This window comes from Bradyrhizobium sp. USDA 4353, from assembly GCF_054063215.1.
The window spans coordinates 4,271,792-4,289,887 of record NZ_JBSSGB010000001.1 but is presented as its reverse complement, the minus strand read 5'-3'; the positions used below and the strand labels follow the sequence as shown (position 1 = coordinate 4,289,887).

Sequence of the window (18,096 nt, the reverse complement as noted above, 5' to 3'; positions counted from 1 at the left end):
TGATTACAACAATGCGCGGCGCGACCACGCTTGACTTGTTCTGCTTGACGGCTTCGGACATGAGGCACCCGCATGGCGATCGGACGAGGTTTTCGTCGACTGTTGACCGCGACTGTGCCGGGAATGGCTACCAAGATATTGAATGGAACGAGCGCCGCTGGAACGATCGTGCTTCATTCATCACGGCCATGCGACGTGGCGCACTGATGTTGCGACCGAACGGCGGAGATTGATCGCAAATGGGAGGCGCGCGGAAAGCCGTCTCGGCAGGCCCGCCGCGCGCATGGGACTCAGATTCGGTAATACCGTTCGGCGTTGTCGTGAAACAGCTTGCGCCGATCGCCAGCGGCGAAGCCCGACGTGATCTCCTTGAAGGCGTCGAACAGCCTGTCGTAGCTGCTGAACAGCTTGTCGACCGGGAAGTTGCTCGCGAACATGCAGCGCTCGACGCCGAAGGTCTCGATGGCGGAAAGCACGTAGGGGCGGAACGACTCCGTCGTCCAGGTCCAGTCGCCCATGCCGAGGCCCGAGATCTTGCAGGCGACGTTCGGCGCCTGGGCCAGCAGCTTCATGCCGCTCTTCCAGGCCTCGAAATGGTCGGGGCCGTCGACCTGCATGCCGGTGTGGTTGAGGATGATCTGCGTGTCTGGGAAGTCGCGCGCGAGCTCATAGGCCTCCTGCATCTGCGGATAATAGAGCTGCAGGTCGAACGACAGGCCGAGGTCGCGCAGCATCGCGAAGCCGCGCCGCCATTCCGGCTCGCGGCAGACGCCGGGACGATCGAGATAGGTCTTGGCCGGATCGGGGTGGTAGTTCAGCGACTGGCGGATGCCGCGGAAATTCGGATAGGCCAGATGACCTTCGAGCACGTCGCGCACACCGGGTTGCGCAAGGTTGGCGTAGCCGACGATGCCGTGCGGAAAGCCGTGCGTGTCGGCGACGCCCTGCAGCCATTTGGTCTCGCCGACCGGATCCTGTGGATCGAAGCCGACGTCGAGATGAACCGACTTGACGACGTTCTGGTTCTTGCAGTCGGCGAGGAAGTCCTCGATCAGGTAGCTGTGGTTGATCGCGGTGTAGTCGCCGAACGCCGAGGGCTTCACGCCGTCGCTGAGCCACGGATAATAGTGGTTCTCCAGATCGTAGAGATGGTGGTGCGGGTCGATGATGGGAAAATCTGTCATGGTGGCATCCTCGGGCAGGAACATCCGGACATGGGTGCGGGCGCCCGACGAAGCAGGCGCCCGCTGCGATGCCGTGGCGGCGGATCAGTAGTCGCCGGCCGACGGCGGGTAGACGCGCTTCAGCTTGGCCTGCGCTTCGGGCGTGCCGACATTGCTGGAGGTCACGAGCGCGAGCGGCAGCGGCAGGCTCTGGGTCACGGTTGCGCCCGTCAGCGCGTTGTAGACCTGCTGCACCGCCTCGATGCCCTGCCCGCCGGCCTCCTGCAGGAACAGGCCCTGCACGACGCCTTCGCGCAGCAGCTTGACGGTGGTCGGGCTGCCGTCCGATGTGGCGAGGCCGACCTTGCCGACGAGGCCGCGGGTCTGCAGCGCCTTGGCCGCGCCGGTGGCCGCTTCGTCATACATGCCGTAGATCGCCTTGACGTCGGGATGCGCCGTCAGGAGGTCGTTGGCCTGGTCGACGGCCTCGCGCACGGTCAGGCCCTTGGTCTGCAGGATCTGGACGAGCTCGCAACCATCGGCCTGGAACGACTCCTTGGCGCCGGCGAGATATTTCTGCGCATTCTCGCGATCCTGCGGCAGCGACAGCATGCCGACCTTGTTGCCGCCGCGCTCCTTGGCGAGCGCGCAGACGAACTTGCCCTCGGCCTTGCCGCCCTCGAAATTGTTCGCGGTCACCGCTGACGTGTAGTCGGTCTCGCCCGGCTGCGGGCCGATGCCGGCGAAGGCGATCGGGATCTTCTTCTCCTTCAAAAGGCGCAGCACGGGCGGCGTGCTGGTCGAGCTCACCGGGCCCATGACGATGGCATCGACGCCGCGCGTGATCGCGGTCCGCACATTGGTCATCTGGTCGGCCGGCGAGTTGTGCGAGTCCATCTCGATATAGGTCATGCCGAGCTCGGCTGCCTTGGTCTTGGCGCCGTAGCCGACCCACTGCCAATAGGAGATGTCGAGCGATGGCGCGATATAGGCGACCGTGAACTTCTTGGCGCCTTCAGCACTTGCCGGCTGCACCGCCGTGGCGATAACGGCGGCGACGGCGATGGCGAGCAGGCTTTGAGATCGTGTCTTCATGATTTCCTCCAACTGTTTTATGAACGTTTCGTAGGTGGTGCAGCTGTCTCAGCTGCGGACCTTCGTGGCGCGGTCGATCAGGACCGCGACGAGGATGACGGCTCCGGTGACTGTTCCTTGCCAGAAGCTGTTGATGCCGATCAAGTTGACGCCATTCTGGATCACCGTGATCATGATCGCGCCGAGCATGGCGCCGATCGCCGAGCCGGTGCCGCCGAACAGGCTGGCGCCGCCGATCACGCAGGCCGCGATGGCCTGCAGCATGAGGTTCGCGCCGGCCGTCGATTCCGAGTTGCTGATGTAGGACAGGCTCAGCAGGCTGGCGAAGGACGCCGCCAGACCGGACGCGACATAGACCCCGAAGCGCACGCCGTGCACGGGAATGCCGAGCAGACGGGCCGCCTTGTCGTTGCTGCCGATCGCGAAGACCCAGCGGCCGACGACGAGCTTGCGCAGCACGAATTCCAGCGCGACCACGGCGAACGCGCAGAACAGCACGAAGTTGGTGACGCCGGGGATCAGCTCGCCGCCGTTGAGCTTCCAGAAATTCGCATCCGCAATCGCGATCGAGTGGCCATCGGTGATGACGAAGGAGAGGCTCGCGCCGATCGCATAGGTGATCAGGGTGACAACGAACGGGGCCAGGCCGACGAGGGTGACGAGGCCGCCATTGATCGCGCCGACCGCAAGGCCGACACCGAGGCTGATGAGGCAAGCGATCGGCCAAGGCAGGCTGGCCGAGAAGCACAGACCGGCCACCATGCCGGTCAGCGAGAAGGTCGAGCCGACCGACAGATCGATGCCGCTGGTGGCGATCACCAGGAACACGCCGAGCGACATCAGGATCAGCGGCGCGGCAGCCTGGGCGATATTGGCGAGATTGCCCCAGGTCAGCACGTAAGGCGACCAGAAGCTGATGCCGACGAGCAGCACGACGATGGCAATCGCGATCGCGATCTCCGAGCGGTAGATGCGCGTCAGCCGCACCGCGAGAGAGGCGCGCTTGCCCGGCTTCGGCCGCTCGGCCGCGCGCTGATCGATCACCACTTCCGTCATGTTGTCCTCTTGCTTGCTCATGCGCCGGCCGTTACGCCGCCATTCCGGTCGCGCGCGACAGCGAGACCTCGTCGACCTCGTCGCGCCCGAGAATGCCGCTGACCTGCCCGCCGAGATCGAACGCGATCACCCGGTCGCAGACCGCGATCAGCTCGGTGAATTCGGTGGACCACCACACCACGACGCAACCCGCGGCGGCGGCATCACGGATCATCGCGTAGATCTCACGCTTGGTACCGATATCGACGCCGCGCGTCGGCTCCTCCAATACCAGGATCTTCGGCGCCGGCGCGAGCCAGCGCGCCAGCAGCAGCTTCTGCTGCGTGCCGCCGCTCACCGTCTGCGGCAGCGCATCGATCGAGCTCGCCTTGATCGAGAGCCTGTCGAGTGCGGCCTGCGCCGCCGTGGCTTCGCCTGACGATGCCAGGATACGGCGGCCCGCGACCCGCGCGGCCGCGACGATGTTGTCGAGGATCGGCAAGGTTGCGAGGATGCCCTTCTCCGCACGATCGCCGGAGACGTAGCCGACCCCTGCCCTCACCGCGTCCGCGGGACTTGCGAATGTCACATCGACGCCGTCGATCGTGACGCGCCACGCCTCCGACCGCCGCGCGCCAATCAAGGTCTCGATGACGCCGGAGGGACCGGCCGGTGCGCCGGCCAGCCCGAGCACCTCGCCCGATGCGATGCTCAGGGAAACACCCGGACCGCGCAGCGCAATCTGCGTGCGCGCCGACGCGGCGACCGCACTGCGCGGCGCGGCCGGCGGCAACGCACTGCTCTTCTGCCCCATCGCCTCGACGATCGCCTCATCGCTGATCTCGGAGAGCGCCGCGCGGTCGAGCACCGAGCGTCCGTCGCGCAGCACGGTACAGACGTCGGCGAGCGCGCGGATCTCGCCCATGCGATGCGACACCAGGAGCGTGCTGATGCCCTGCTGCGCCAGCCGGCGGAGAATGCCGAACAGCCGCTCCGTCTCGGAAAAGGTCAGATTGGCGGTGGGCTCGTCGAGCAGCAGAACGCGCGCGCCAGAGCTCAGCGCCCGGGCAATCTCGACGAACTGCCGCTCATGCAGATCGAGCTGCGCCACGGACCAATCTAGCGCCCGCTCCGCCAGTTCCTGGTCGACCAGCGCCAGCGCGGCGCGCGCCTCCTCGAAACACTCCGCCTCGCTCAGCCGCGCGAGAGCGCGCTTGCGATGCGGCAGGGTAATGTTCTCGGCGACCGACAGATGCGGCAGCAGCGCGAGCTCCTGGAAAACGACGGCGATCGCATTGCCGTCGGGATCCTCCCGGCCGTCGATGCGGATCGATCCGCTATCATGGCGATGCGAGCCCGAGATGATGCGGATCAAGGTCGACTTGCCGGCGCCGTTGCCGCCGAGCAGTGCGTGGATCTCGCCGCGCCGAATCCGCAGGTTCGCGCCGCGCAGCACATGTGTTGCGCCAAAACTCTTGTCGATCGCCTTGGCTTCGAGGACGAATGCCGTGGCATTCGCCTCGCTTTGGGTCTCACGCGCAACTGACATCCCGGAACTCACGCTCTCACCTGCTTCATCGTCATGCTTCACAGGAATCCGATCGACAGCCAGGGCACGAAGGCCACGAGCAGAAGGCCGAGCACGAGCGCGCCGAGATAAGGCCAGATGCGCGTCAGTCCGGCATTGGGATCGACCTGGCCGATCGAGCAGGCGGCGTAGTAGCCGAGGCCGAAGGGCGGTGCGAACAGGCCGATGCCCATCGCGAGAATGATCACCATCGCGTAGTGCACCTCATGAACGCCGAGCAGCTTGGCGGCCGGAAACAGCAGCGGCCCGAACAGCACCATTGCCGGCAGGCCTTCCAGGATGCTGCCGAGCAGGATGAACACGGCGATCGAGATCAGCAGGAAGCCGTATTTGCCGCCGGGGACCGACACCATCATCGCCGCCAGCGCGTGCGAAAAGTTCGATTGCGTCAGCGCCCACGCCATCGCGGTGGCCGCGCCGATGATGAAGAGGATCGCCCCCGACAGGGCCGCGGTGTGCACCAGCGCCGGATACAGCTTGCGCCAGTCGAAGCGGCGATAGACCACGAGACCTACGATGATGGCGTAGGCGATGCCGATGGTCGACACTTCGGTGGCGGTCGCCACGCCTTCCGTGACGGCGGTGCGGATCAAGACCGGAAGCAGCAGCGCGGGGATCGCGGTGATCAGCGCGGAGCGGATCGTGGCCCAGGACGCGCGCGTACGGGTCATGCCCTCCGGCTCGACCATGCGGCGCTTGGCGACGATGGCCAGCGCCGCCGCCAGCACCAGGCCGGGCACGATGCCGCCGGTGAACAGCGCCGAGATCGAGACGCCGGCGACCGAGCCGATGATGATCAACACGATCGAGGGCGGGATTGTCTCGGCCATCGCGCCGGACGCCGCGAGCAGCGACACCAGCTCGCCGTCAGGGATGCCGCGCCGCTTCATGTCCGGAAACAGCACCGGCGCCACCGCGGCCATATCGGCGGTCTTGGCGCCGGAAATGCCGGACACCAACAGGATCGCGCCCAGCAGCACATAGGACAGCCCGCCGCGGACGTGCCCGACCAGCGACACCAGGAAGCCGACCATCGCCTCGGCCATCCTGGTCATGACAATGAGGTGGCCGAGCAGGATAAACAGCGGGATCGCCAGCAGCACCAGCGAGGAGACGCCCTCGTCGATGCGGCTGGTGACGACTTCGAGCGGCGCCGTGGTGACCGTCAGCAGATAGGCGACCGTGGCGAGGCCGAAGCAGAATGCGATCGGCACGCCGGCGAGGACGGCTGCGCCCAGCAGCAGCGCGAAGAAGACGATGAGGTTCCAGTTGCCGAGTGCCTTCAGCGCCGGCGCGGCGCCCCACAAGACGAGCGCGACCGCTGCAAGCATCACCAAGGTGATGGCAAGATCGCGCGAAGCGTGGCGGGTCATGCGCAAGAGCGCGGTCGCGAGCATCAGGCCAATGCCGACCGGCACCGCACCGGCGCGCAGGCTGTCGGACAGGCCGAGCGCCGGCGTCTCGACGAAGGACTGGCCGTTGGCGTAGTCGATCGCCGGATGCAGCAGGATGCCCAGGAACAGCGCCGGGGCCATCAAAGCCAGACTTTCGAGCACGGCGCGCACACGCGGGCTGACGCGGTCGACCAAGGCGGTCATCCGCATGTGCTCGCCACGGCTGAGCGCGAGCACCGCGCCGAACATCGCGAGCCAGAGAAAGGTGATCGACGCGAGCTCGTCTGCCCAGGTCAGCGGCCGGTTGAAGGCGAAGCGCGACGTCACGCCGGTGAACAGGATTCCGACTTCCGCGACCAGGGCGATCACGGCCGGGATCTCGATCAGCTTCGTCAGCAGCCGTTCGAGGCTGTCGACGACGCCGTGCTTCGTCGAGGCTGCCAAGGACGCGTCGACGCTGTTCATCCGAGCTCTCCGACATTGGACTGCAGGATGCTCCAGGCCTCCTCGCCGAACTTGCCGCGCCAATCCTTGTAGAAGCTGCTCTTGCCGAGCGCAGTCCGGAACGCGTTCTTGTCGACGTCGACGAAGGTGAAGCCCTTGGCGGCGAGATCGGCGCGCAGGCTCTGGCTCAGAGCCGCAATGTCGGCGCGCTCGTCGTCAGCCGATTTGCTGAACTCACGCGTGACGATCGCCTGCAAGTCGGACGGCAGCTTGCCGAAGGCGGCGCGATTGCCCAGAATCCAGTAGGCGTCCCAGACATGGCTGGTGAGCGAGCAGTATTTCTGGACCTCGTAAAGCTTGGCGGTCGCGATGATCGGCAGCGGGTTCTCCTGCCCCTCGACCACCTTGGTCTGCAGCGAGGTATAGACCTCGTTGAAGTTGATCGGGGTCGGACCGGCGCCGAGCGCCTGGAACAGGCTGGTCAGGATCGGCGCGGCCGGCACGCGGATCTTGAAGCTCTTGAGATCGTCCGGCGTCTTGATCTCGCGGGTCGACGAGGTGACCTGGCGGAAGCCGTTGTCCCAGGGCTTCGACAGCGCGATGGCGCCGGTCTTCTCGATATCTTTGCGGATGTGATCACCGAGACTGCCGTCCATCGCCTTCCACACCTGATCGTAGGAGGCAAAGGCGAAACCGGTGTTGACGATGCCGGCGAGCGGCACGCGCGTGGCGAGCACGGAGCTCGCAATGTTGATCGCATCGACCGCGCCAACGCGAACCTGGGAGATCAGGTCCGTGTCGGAGCCGAGCTGATTGGCCGGGTACAGATTGATCTCAAGGCGGCCGCCGCTGGCCTTCTTGATCCGGTTGGCGGCCTCTTGCGCCCGCTTGTTAACCGGATGCGACGGATCCTGCCCGGTCGCGAGCTTCATCGTGAACTCGGCCGCGTTCGCATAGCGCGAGATCGCGAATGTCAGAGGCAGCGCCGCTGCTGCCGTGAGCAAATGCCGACGCGTCGTCCCCTTGCGCATTGCCGTCCCTCCAATATGACATTGTTTGTTATGGGCCGGCGCCGCAGCGCCGGCGATGAATGCGAGCGATCGGCCGCTCTATTTGAGCCAGCCCTTCACCTGCCTTGCGACCTCCGAGAGCGAGATGCCGTAGCGGTCGTGTAGCGTCGGCAGCGCACCGGCGTCGAGGAACGCATCGGGCAGGCCGATCTGCCGGAACGGCATATGCACCCCAGACCGCATCAGCAGGCCGGCGACGGCCTCACCAAGACCGCCGATCAATGTGTGGTTCTCAGCGACCACCACGAGACGGCCGGAGCGGCCAGCCTCGCGCAGGATGGTCTCGGCATCGAGCGGCTTGATCGTGGGCACGTGCAGGACAGCCACATCGACGCGATCGTCGGCGAGCGCCTTTGCCGCTTCGAGCGCGCGCATCGTCATCAGGCCGGACGAGATCATCAGCACGTCGCGGCCGTCGCGCAACAGCTTCGCCTTGCCGAGCTCGAATGTGTAGTCGTACTCGTCGAGGATCAGCGGCACCTGTCCGCGCAGCAGCCGCATGTAGACCGGGCCCTGATGCTCGGCCATCGCCGGAACCACCTGCTCGATCTCATGCGCATCGCAGGGATCGATCACGGTCATGTTCGGCATCGCGCGCATCAGCGCGAGATCCTCCGCCGCCTGGTGGCTCGGGCCGTAGCCGGATGTCAGGCCGGGCAGCGCGCAGACGATCTTTACGTTGCGATCTTCTTCCGCGATCGTCTGATGAATGAAGTCATAGGCGCGGCGCGAGGCGAACACCGCATACGTCGTCGCGAACGGCATGAAGCCTTCGGCGGCCAGGCCGGACGCGGCCCCGAACAACAGCTGCTCGGCCATGCCCATCTGGTAGTAGCGGTCCGGGAATTCCTTCGCGAAGATGTGCAGATCGGTGTATTTGCCGAGATCGGCCGTCATGCCGACGATTTCAGGCCGGCTGCGCGCCAGCTCGACCAGCGCATGGCCGAACGGCGCCGGCTTGGTGCGCTGACCTTCGGACGCGATCGAGGCGATCATCGCCGACGTCGTCAGGCGCGGCTTGCTCAGATCCGGTGCGGGTCTCGTCGATTTCATCAGGGCCTCCCGGCGTCGAGCGCGGCAATCGCGAGCTGCCATTCATGCGGCTCGACGCGAATGAAGTGATTCTTCTCGCGCTGTTCGAGGAACGGCACGCCCTTGCCCATCAAGGTGTCGGCGACGATCATGCGCGGCTTCGGCGCGTCGAGCATCTTGGCGGTGTCGAAGGCGGCGACGACCGCATCGAGGTCGTTGCCGTCGACGCGCTGCACGAACCAGCCGAAAGCCTCTAGCCGGTCCACCAGCGGCTCGAAGCTCATCACCTGCGTCGACGGACCGTCGGCCTGCTGATTGTTGACGTCGACGATCGCAATCAGATTGTCGAGCTTGTAGTGGCTGGCGGACGAGATCGCCTCCCACACCGAGCCTTCGTCGAGCTCGCCGTCGGAAAAGAGCGTATAGACGCGCGAGGACGACTTCTTGCGCTTCAGGCCGAGACCCATGCCGACGGCGATGCTCAAGCCGAGGCCCAGCGAGCCGCCCGACATTTCCATGCCCGGCGTGTAGGACGCCATGCCGGACATCGGCAGCCGGCTGTCGTCGCTGCCATAGGTCTCGAGCTCCGCCTCGGGCACGATGCCGGCCTCGATCAGCGCGGCGTAGAGCGCGATCGCATAGTGGCCGTTCGACAGCAGAAAGCGGTCGCGCTCCTCCCAATTCGGATCCTCGGGCCGGTAACGCATCGCATGAAAATAGGCCGTGGCCAGCACGTCGGAGATGTCGAGCGCCTGGGCGATGTAGCCCTGCCCCTGCACCTCCCCCATGCGCAGCGCATGGCGGCGGATGTTGTAGGCGCGCTGCGCCAGGCTCGGCGCGTTGACGAGCCGATTGGTTGCGGTGTCCATCGTCTCAGACCTTGTTAGTGGATCAGCATGCCGCCATTGACGTCGATCACCGCGCCCGTGACGTAGGCGGAGAGGTCGGACGCCAGGAACGTGTAGATGCCGGCGACATCGTCGGCGGTGCCGAGCCGGTTGAGCGGAATGCCTTCGAGGATCTTGGCCTTCATCTCGTCCGTCAGCTTGCCCGCGGTGATGTCGGTGCCGATCAGGCCCGGGGTGACGCAGTTGACACGAATGCCGTCATTGCCGAACTCGCGCGCCATCGCCTTGGCGAGGCCGAGCACGCCGGCCTTGGCGGCGGAGTAATGCGGGCCGCCGAAGATGCCGCCGCCGCGCTGCGCCGACACCGACGACATGCAGGCGATCGAGCCCTGCTTGCGCACCCGCATATGCGGGATCACCGCCTGAGACAGGAACAGCACGCCCTTGAGATTGACGTCCTGGATGCGATCCCAGTCGTCCGGCGTGATGTCGAGCAGCTTGACCGGTTGGGTGATGCCGGCATTGTTGATGAGGATGTCGATGACGCCGAACCTGGCGATGACCTGCGCGACGGCGTCGTTGCAGGAGCTCTTGTCGGCCACGTTGCAGCCGAGCCCGAGATGCTGATCGCCGAGCGTCGTCGCCGCATCGGCTGCCGCTGCTGCATCGATGTCGAGGATGGCGACGCGCGCCCCTTCGGCGGCGAACCGCCGCGCGGTGGCGAGCCCGATGCCGCGCTTTGACGCCGCGCCCGAGATGATCGCCGTTTTGCCGCTGAGCAGCATCCTTCAGTCCTCCCAAAGTGTCGTTGTGTTGGGCGCGACCATGGCGGGGCGACGCGGCGGCGACAAACGCGCAGTTGTCACGGATAGATGAATCTGGTTCACTCATGACATGCTGTCCAATGTCCCGATCTCGTCAATCAAGGCGTTTGAGGCCGCTGCGCGTACCGGTTCTTTTCGCGATGCAGCGAATGAGCTTCACCTGACGCCCAGCGCGGTGAGCCACGCCATCCGCAAGCTGGAGGCGACCTTGCGCACGGTGCTGTTCGAGCGCACCGCCCGCTCCGTGCGGCTGACGCCTGCCGGCGAGAACCTGATGCGCCATGCGGGCGCCGCCTTCGACCAGTTGCGCCGCGGCCTCGAAGAGGTCGCCGCGCGCGGTCCGCAACTGGTCCGCGTCCATTCAGCGCCGAGCTTCGCGGCGCAATGGTTGACGCCACGACTGGCGCGCTTCCTCGCCGCGCATCCCAAGCTCGAGGTCCGGCTGTCGGCCAACACCGACTACGCACGCTTCAAGAACGACGATTTCGACATCGATATCGTCTACGGCCAGTCGCATGCCGAGGGTGTCGAGGTCGTTCCGCTCGCGGAGGAGACGGTGACGCCGCTATGCGCGCCGGCGCTGGCAGCGACGATCAAGCGGCCCGCCGACCTGCTGGAGCGGACGCTGATCCGCTCCGACGTGAAGCAGGTGCAGTGGCATCAATGGTTCGCCGCCAACGGCCTCGAGGCCCCCGCGCTTCACGGCATGCGTTTCGACCGCAGCTTCCTGGCGCTGGCGACCGCAGCCGAAGGCCTCGGCGTCGCTCTTGAATCCACCCTGCTGGCCGAGCGCGAGCTCGCCTCAGGGCGGCTCGTGGCGCCGCTGGCGGGCCGGGCCAACGACGTGCGCTACGTCGGTCATCGCCTGGTGTTTCCACGCAACGCACACCAGCGTACGGCCGTGCGCGCCTTCGCCGACTGGATTACATCAGAGCTCAGCGTGAAAGGCTGACGCGGCTCATTCTCGACGGGCTGACATCATCGCAGCGCGTGATCATCGCTTCCTGGCGGTGGACCGGCCCACCACTTCATCGGCCGCTGCTGCACCGTTCGAGGCACGCGCGCCGTTCCACTTGCCCGTCGCGACCAGCGTGAGCAGGGTCGCGCGGCAGAGCGAATGGACACTCGATACCGCGTGGCTGAGCGGCCGGTCGACCGGATGAGCGAGGTGCACCGAACGCTTGATCTCCGGCTGCTTGATCGGCCAGGCCAACAGACGCTCGCTCTGCACGTCGCGCGCGATGGCGTTGTAAGGCAAAACCGAATAGCCGATCCCCTCCTCGACCAATCCCTTGATGTTGGCGTAGGAGTCGACCTCGATCACCGGGTCGAGCGACAGGCCGCGCGCCGCCGCCTCGCGCTCCAGCAGCATGCGCAGGCCGTGGTCGGCGCTCGGCAGAATCAGCGGAAGCTGGGTGACATCAGCGTAGGCCACGACGCCCGAGGCCGGCGGCTTGACGCCCGAGGGCGGCTTCATCGGGCCGAGCAGCCAGAGCTCCTCGGTAATCACCTCCGACGAGCTCAACGCGCCGTCGCTGACGGGCTGATAGAGCACCGCGAGATCGATGCGGCCCTCGCGAATCCATTCGGTGACGAAGCCGCTCATCGCCTCGGCGACGCACAGCTTGATCTTGGGAAAGCGCTTGCGCACCTCGATGATCAGCGGCACCGACAGGATCTGGCTGATCGTGCCGGGCAGCCCGAGCCGCACCTCGCCGGACGGCTCCGCCTCCTGGCCCTTGATCTCGTGCCGCGCGATCGAGAGCTGATCGATGACGATGCGCGCGTGGCGGATCAGGATCTCGCCCGCTTCAGTAGCGACCACGCCCTGCGGGCTGCGAAACAGCAGCGCGGAGCCGAGCTCGGCCTCCATGTTGCGGACATGCAGGCTGAGCGCCGGCTGGGCGACGTTCAGGGTCTCGGCCGCCTTGGAAAACGAGCCCTGCTCGACGATCGCAATGAAATAGCGAAGCTGCCGCAGGTCCATTTCCGTCCCGACATTCCTGTACGTGCGCCATATCTTTTCTGTATGGCGACCACACACATGATCAAGCAAAGCTATAGATCAGCGGCATCACGAGGCTGTCAAGCGAGCCCGGCACGCACGCGCATTGCAGCCACGCGCGGGCTCACGCGCAGAGGCGGCGATGCCCCAGCCCTACGTCTTGGGCGCGAATTCGCACACCGTGAGCGCGAAGACGATGCGCTCCTGGTTGAAACAATGAGACCACGCGCGCATCCGCTGTCTACAGCCCTTCGCTTCCATCCCCGCTCGACGGGGCGTCAGATCACTCTGCATGCCATCCGAGCGGCATGCATGGCTTGGCGCCTGCATGCCGCTGTCGAACGTATTTCGGTACGCAAGCGAGGTCATCGCCAATGGCCGCCGGAAATACGGATTTGAGCTAGCGGCCATATCATCCGGCTATCGGCGGCAGGTCTGACCGTCTCTTCGGATGAATTGCTTGCCGAAGCCACGGCCTGTGCGAGCCCAGCGCGTGGCTGAGCCCAACTCGCATCAGGCGCGATAGCGCTCGGCAACCACCGCGCTCGACAGATGCGGCAGCATGGCCTGACGCGCGGCTTCCCAGGCGTCGAACTCGGCGCCGTCGGCGAGCGATGGCACGGTGGCGAACTCACCGCGATCGAGCCCGCGCAACGCGGCGTCGACCAGATCGGCCGCAGTCATCACCCAGTCCTTCGGCAGGTTGCTCGCCGGCAGGCCGGCGATGTCCCAGAACTCGGTGCCGGTCGCGCCGGGGAGCACGACCTGCACATGCACGCCGGTGCCCGCGAGCTCCTTGCGCAGCGACTGGCTGAAGGCGAGCACGAAGGATTTTGTGCCGCCATAGACGCCGTTCAAAACCTCCGGCCCGATCGCGACGATGGAGGCGATATTGATGATGGTGCCCTGCTTGCGCGCGACGAATTGCGGCACGGCCGCGTAGGTCAGCCGCAACGGCGCTGTCACGTTGATCGCGACCATCTTCTCCATCTCGTCGACGGAGGCGCTGGCAAGCGGCGCGGCGCTGCCGAAGCCCGCATTGTTGACGAGGTGGGTGATCGAGGCGTCCGTCGTCAGGATCGCCTCGACCTTGGCGAGATCGTCGCGCGCCGTGAGGTCGGCGGTCACCGTGTTCACCTTCACGCCGTGGCGTGTGGTCAGCTTGTCGGCGATCGCGTTCAGGCGATCCTGGTTGCGGGCGGCCAGGATGAGATCATGGCCGCGGGCGGCGAACCGCTCGGCATAGACGGCGCCGATGCCCGAGGAGGCGCCGGTGATAAGGACGGTGCCTTTGGTCTGGCTGGTCATGGCTGGATTTCCCTTCTCGTGTCCGCCAGAAGCGGAGCTTGTTGCGTTGCGGGAAGGTAGCGCTGGGCCTATATGTCTCAAACGACATAAAAACGGCAAATCGAGACATCAGGGGTATCGCGTTGCGTCAGATCGGCTTCATCATGGAGGACGGCTTCCAGATCATGGGCGTGGCGGCCTCGACCGCGTTCGAATTCGCCAACATCCAGAAAGGCGAGCAGATCTACCGCGTGAACATCATGTCCGAGAACGGCGGCCCGATCCGCTCGACCTTGGGCGTGCGCATCGACACCCAGCCCTTGGGCGATTTTCCCGACACGCTCATGGTCGTCGGCGAATTGCTGCCGCGACCGGCGAGTCCCGCACTGCGCGCCTATATCGCGGAGGCTGGTGAGAAGTCCCGCCGCGTCGCCGGGGTCTGCACCGGCGCATTCCTGCTGGCCGAGGCCGGCCTGCTCGACGGCCGCAGCGCGACCACGCATTGGGCCCATGCGAGCGATCTGCAGCGGCGCTTCCCCACGATCAGAGTGGATGACGACCGCATCTTCGTGTCCGACGGCAACATCTGGACATCGGCCGGCATGACCGCGGCGATCGACCTCGCGCTGGCGCTGATCGAGGACGACCACGGCGCCGAGCTGTCGCGCGCCGTGGCGCGCCGCCTCGTCGTCTATCACCGCCGCCCCGGCGGACAGTCGCAATTCTCGGCGTTGCTGGAGCTCGAGCCGCGCTCCGACCGTGTGCGCCGTGCGCTCACTTACGCCAAGGAAAACCTGCGCAACCCGCTGAGCGTCGAGGAGCTCGCCGAAGCCGCGAGCCTCAGCCCGCGCCAGTTCAGCCGCATCTTCCGCGAGGAAACCGGACAATCACCGGCCAAAGCCGTCGAGCGCCTGCGGCTCGAGGCGGCCAAGGCGATGCTCGAGGATGGTCGCCATTCGATGGATGTGGTGGCGCGCGACACCGGCTTTGCCGATCGCGACCGCATGCGCCGCGCCTTCCTGCGCTTCTTCGGTCAGCCGCCGCAGAGTCTGCGCCGCAGCCTGCGGCTGATCGACGGCGAGCCTGAGGAAGCGGCAGGTGACGTGTCCTGAATCGACGCTTCCGCGTCGTTTGAGGCGTCGCTCGCCTCTCCTACGCTCTCCTCTCATCGGACGTACCGAGGAGAGAGATCATGAGCGACGACGTCACCATCCGTTGGCTGGCCACCTCACGCGGCAAGCTCGCCTGGCGCGAGGACGGCCCAGCCGCCGGCGTGCCGCTGCTGCTGTTGCAGCGCTTTCGCGGCACCATGGACGATTGGGACCCCGCCTTCATCCAGGCGATCGCGGCCGAGCGCCGCGTGATCCGTTTCGATAGCTCAGGCATCGGCCGCTCCGAAGGCGAGGTGCCGGACAGCATCGGCGGCATCGCAGCCGTTGCGGCCGAGGTCATCAGCCTGCTCGGGCTTGGCCAAGCCGACGTGCTCGGCTGGTCGCTCGGCGGCGTGGTCGCCCAGCAGCTCGCGCTCGACGCACCGCAGCTGGTGCGCCGGCTGATCGTCGCCGGATCGAGCCCCGGTCCCATCGCGGACGGACCGCAGGCGCATCCGCGCGTCGCGCAGGTGATGACCAAGCCGGAGAACGGACCGGACGATTTCCTGTTTCTGTTTTATCCGGAAACCGAAACGGCGGTGGCCGCCGGACGCGCCTCGCTGGCGCGCATCGCCACGCAGCTGCAGCTCGGGCCGAAGGTGACGGCGGCCTCGTTCATGGCCCAGGTCAAGGCGATCTCGACCTGGCCCGGCGTGCTGCATCGGGCGAAGGAGCTGCGCATGCCGATGCTGGTCGCGAACGGCGCGCATGACGTGATGCTGCCGGCTTATCGCTCCTACGTGCTGTCGCAGCAGGCGCCCGACGCCAAGCTCGTACTGTATCCGGACGCCGGCCACGCCTTCCTGTTTCAGGAGATCGATGACTTCGCGGCCGAAGTGGACAGATTTCTCACGCGCTGACGACAAAGCATCCCGGCACGCTGTGCCGGGATGCAGACTTTTCTGAGTGACAGACTTGTATCAAACGCCGAGCTTCGCTTTCGCCAGCGGCAGGCTGCGCACGTGCCGGCCGGTCAGCGCAGCGACGGCATTGACCACCGCCGGCGCAATTCCCGGCAGGCCCGGCTCGCCGACACCGCCCATGGGCGCGCCGCTCTCGATGATCTCGACCGTGACCTTCGGCATCGCGCTGCGCGACAGGATTGGATAGTCGTCGAAATTATGCGACTGCCGGACGCCGTCCTTGTAGACGAGCTCCTCGAACAGGGCCGCCGACAGGCCGAGCGCCGCCGCCGATTCCACCTGCGACTTGACGATCGCGGGATTGACGATGCTGCCGGGATCGAACGCGATCCAGAGATTGTGGACCTGCACCTCACCTTGCTTCAGCGAGACCTCGGCGATGGTCGCCGTCTCGGAGCCGAACGGCGAGGCCAGCGCCACGCCGCGCGCGCGCTTGCCGCCGTCGACCTCGTACGGTCCGCGCTTCCACCCGCCCGACATCTTCGCCACCGTCTCCAGCAGCTTTAGATGGCGCGGTCTGTCCTTCAGCAACGCGACGCGCAGCTGATACGGATCCTGCTTGCCGGCATCGGCGATCTCGTCGAGGAAGCCCTCGTAGAAATAGTCGTTCATGGAGTGGCCGACCGAGCGCCAGAACGCGATGGTCACGGGGTGCGCGAACTTCGCATATTCCATGCTGCGATGGGGGATCGCATAGGGCTTCTCGACGATGCCCTCGACCGCGGAGCTGTCGACCTTGCCGCCGGCGGTGACGCCGAACCAGCGGCCCATCGGCCCCTCGCCGACGGTGCGCACCTGGATCGCGGTCGGCTTGCCGTCCTTGTCGAGCGCCGCCTTGAAGCGGCTGAAGCTCAAGGGGCGCAGCGCGTCCATCTTGAACTCCTCCTCGCGCGACCACAGCACCTTGACCGGACGCTGCGTCGCCTTTGCCAGCAGGATCGCCTGCTGGAACGGATTGGACGAGCCATAGGCGAAGTGGCGGCCGAAGAAGCCGCCGAGCATCGGCGAATGCAGGATCACCTTGTCCGGCGCGATGCCGGCGACCTTGGCCGCGATGCCCTGGAACAGCTCCGGCATCTGGTTGGGCACCCACAATTCGAGCGAGCCGTCGGGATTGAAGCGCGCCATCGACGACGGCGGCTCGAGCTGGCCATGCGCGAGATAGGGCGCGTCGTACTCGGCTTCCACGATGGTGGTAGCGCCGGCAAAGGCCGCCGCGACATCGCCGTCCTTCTCCGCGGAGACGCCACTCGCGTCGGATGCTTTCAGCGCGGCGAGCAGGCCCGCCGAGGAGTAGTCCGCCGCGACCGCATCGAAGCCGCTCGCCGGCGCCTTGGACCACGCGACGTCCAGCGCCTCGACCGCCTTGCGCGCGCGATACCAGCTGTCGGCCGTCACGGCGACCGCGCCCGGCAGCCTGTGCACGGCATCGACGCCGGGCATCGCTTTGACCGCGGCTTCGTTGCTGATGCGCTCAGGCTCGGTGCCGAGCACCGGCGCATGCTGAATGGCGGCGTACAGCATGCCATCGAGCTTCTGGTCGATCGCATAAACCGCCTTGCCGGTCGATTTGGCACGAACATCGAGCCGCGCCATCGGCTGGCGGATGTAGCGGAAGGTGGCTGGATCGCGCAGCGCCACGTTGTCGGCGGGCGTCAAGGCGAGCGCCTGCTCGGCGACCTCGCCATAGGCCACGCGCCGGTTCGACGCGGCGTGGATGACCTGACCATCCTCGGTCGTCAGCGTGTCCGGCTTGACATTCAGCTTGGCCGCCGCAGCCCGGATCAGCATCTCGCGCGCGCTGGCGCCGAGCTTGCGCATCACCTCATAGCTCGATCGCGTCGAGAAGCTGCCGCCGGTCAACCGCAGACCGTTGATGATCGCGTAGTCGGGACCGGGCGGCGCACACTCGACCTCGAAGCGACTCGGATTGACGTCGAGCTCCTCGCCGACGATCTGGGCGAGACCGGTATTGATGCCCTGCCCGCCTTCGACGAACGGACTGAGCAGCTTGATCGTGTTGTCCTTGCCGATGACCAGGAATGCCGGCACGCGCGTGCCGGGCTTCACGGATCCAGCACTCTGCGCCTCCGCGCGCAACGCCGGCAGCAGCGTGCCGAGCACGAAGGCACCCGCGCCAAGTCCGAGCAGGCGGCGGCGCGACAAATTGGTGACGCCCTGCGCCGAGATCAACGGCAGCGCGGCGGACAAATCGGTCTTGAGGAAAGCATTCATGA

The 18,096-nt window shown here is 66.3% G+C and carries 15 protein-coding genes; 3 read left to right on the top strand and 12 right to left on the bottom strand.

Annotated elements, in window-relative coordinates; genetic code table 11:
* Positions 1–290: 290 nt before the first annotated feature.
* From ACVILH_RS19205 to ACVILH_RS19165, 9 genes are all read right to left on the bottom strand, one after another.
* Positions 291–1,184 carry an amidohydrolase family protein gene (locus ACVILH_RS19205; RefSeq protein ID WP_456714285.1) on the bottom strand — a complete coding sequence of 298 codons (894 nt, stop codon included), beginning with the start codon at positions 1,182–1,184 and terminating at the stop codon, positions 291–293.
* A gap of 84 nt (positions 1,185–1,268) precedes the next feature.
* Positions 1,269–2,258, bottom strand: coding sequence for a substrate-binding domain-containing protein (locus tag ACVILH_RS19200; protein WP_456714284.1), 990 nt, complete (start codon positions 2,256–2,258; stop codon positions 1,269–1,271).
* A 48-nt stretch (positions 2,259–2,306) separates the two neighbouring features.
* On the bottom strand, positions 2,307–3,335 hold the full coding sequence (locus ACVILH_RS19195; RefSeq protein ID WP_456714283.1) for an ABC transporter permease: 1,029 nt from the start codon (positions 3,333–3,335) through the stop codon (positions 2,307–2,309).
* Between the two features lie 10 nt (positions 3,336–3,345).
* On the bottom strand, positions 3,346–4,842 hold the full coding sequence (locus ACVILH_RS19190; RefSeq protein ID WP_456714282.1) for a sugar ABC transporter ATP-binding protein: 1,497 nt from the start codon (positions 4,840–4,842) through the stop codon (positions 3,346–3,348).
* A gap of 38 nt (positions 4,843–4,880) precedes the next feature.
* Positions 4,881–6,740: a TRAP transporter large permease gene (locus ACVILH_RS19185; protein WP_456714281.1), complete on the bottom strand. Its 1,860-nt coding sequence runs from the start codon at positions 6,738–6,740 to the stop codon at positions 4,881–4,883.
* Positions 6,737–7,750: a TRAP transporter substrate-binding protein gene (locus tag ACVILH_RS19180; RefSeq protein WP_456714280.1), complete on the bottom strand. Its 1,014-nt coding sequence runs from the start codon at positions 7,748–7,750 to the stop codon at positions 6,737–6,739. Before ACVILH_RS19180 ends, ACVILH_RS19185 begins: the two co-directional genes overlap by 4 nt.
* 78 nt (positions 7,751–7,828) lie before the next feature.
* The gene (locus tag ACVILH_RS19175; RefSeq protein ID WP_456714279.1) at positions 7,829–8,842 is read right to left on the bottom strand and encodes a transketolase family protein; all 1,014 of its coding nucleotides are present in this window, start codon (positions 8,840–8,842) and stop codon (positions 7,829–7,831) included.
* Entirely contained in the window at positions 8,842–9,690 is an 849-nt protein-coding gene (locus ACVILH_RS19170; RefSeq protein WP_456714278.1) for a transketolase, read from the bottom strand. The genes ACVILH_RS19175 and ACVILH_RS19170 overlap by 1 nt, the downstream gene beginning before the upstream one ends.
* Positions 9,691–9,704: 14 nt before the next feature.
* Entirely contained in the window at positions 9,705–10,454 is a 750-nt protein-coding gene (locus ACVILH_RS19165; protein WP_456714277.1) for an SDR family NAD(P)-dependent oxidoreductase, read from the bottom strand.
* A gap of 109 nt (positions 10,455–10,563) precedes the next feature.
* Between ACVILH_RS19165 and ACVILH_RS19160 the strand changes: the two genes are divergently transcribed.
* A complete protein-coding gene (locus tag ACVILH_RS19160) occupies positions 10,564–11,445 on the top strand; it encodes a LysR substrate-binding domain-containing protein (RefSeq protein ID WP_456714276.1) in 882 nt (293 codons plus the stop codon).
* A 42-nt stretch (positions 11,446–11,487) separates the two neighbouring features.
* Here ACVILH_RS19160 and ACVILH_RS19155 read toward each other — a convergent pair whose 3' ends face one another.
* Complete coding sequence (locus ACVILH_RS19155; RefSeq protein ID WP_456714275.1) at positions 11,488–12,480, bottom strand: LysR substrate-binding domain-containing protein; 993 nt, start codon at positions 12,478–12,480, stop codon at positions 11,488–11,490.
* A 531-nt stretch (positions 12,481–13,011) separates the two neighbouring features.
* Entirely contained in the window at positions 13,012–13,806 is a 795-nt protein-coding gene (locus tag ACVILH_RS19150; protein WP_456714274.1) for an SDR family NAD(P)-dependent oxidoreductase, read from the bottom strand.
* Positions 13,807–13,928: 122 nt separating this feature from the next.
* Between ACVILH_RS19150 and ACVILH_RS19145 the strand changes: the two genes are divergently transcribed.
* Both ACVILH_RS19145 and ACVILH_RS19140 read left to right on the top strand, forming a co-directional pair.
* Positions 13,929–14,897 carry a GlxA family transcriptional regulator gene (locus ACVILH_RS19145; protein WP_456714273.1) on the top strand — a complete coding sequence of 323 codons (969 nt, stop codon included), beginning with the start codon at positions 13,929–13,931 and terminating at the stop codon, positions 14,895–14,897.
* A gap of 80 nt (positions 14,898–14,977) precedes the next feature.
* A complete protein-coding gene (locus ACVILH_RS19140) occupies positions 14,978–15,796 on the top strand; it encodes an alpha/beta fold hydrolase (protein WP_456714272.1) in 819 nt (272 codons plus the stop codon).
* A 60-nt stretch (positions 15,797–15,856) separates the two neighbouring features.
* Here ACVILH_RS19140 and ACVILH_RS19135 read toward each other — a convergent pair whose 3' ends face one another.
* Positions 15,857–18,094, bottom strand: a complete 2,238-nt coding sequence (locus tag ACVILH_RS19135) for a molybdopterin cofactor-binding domain-containing protein (RefSeq protein ID WP_456714271.1) — start codon at positions 18,092–18,094, stop codon at positions 15,857–15,859.
* Positions 18,095–18,096: the final 2 nt, after the last annotated feature.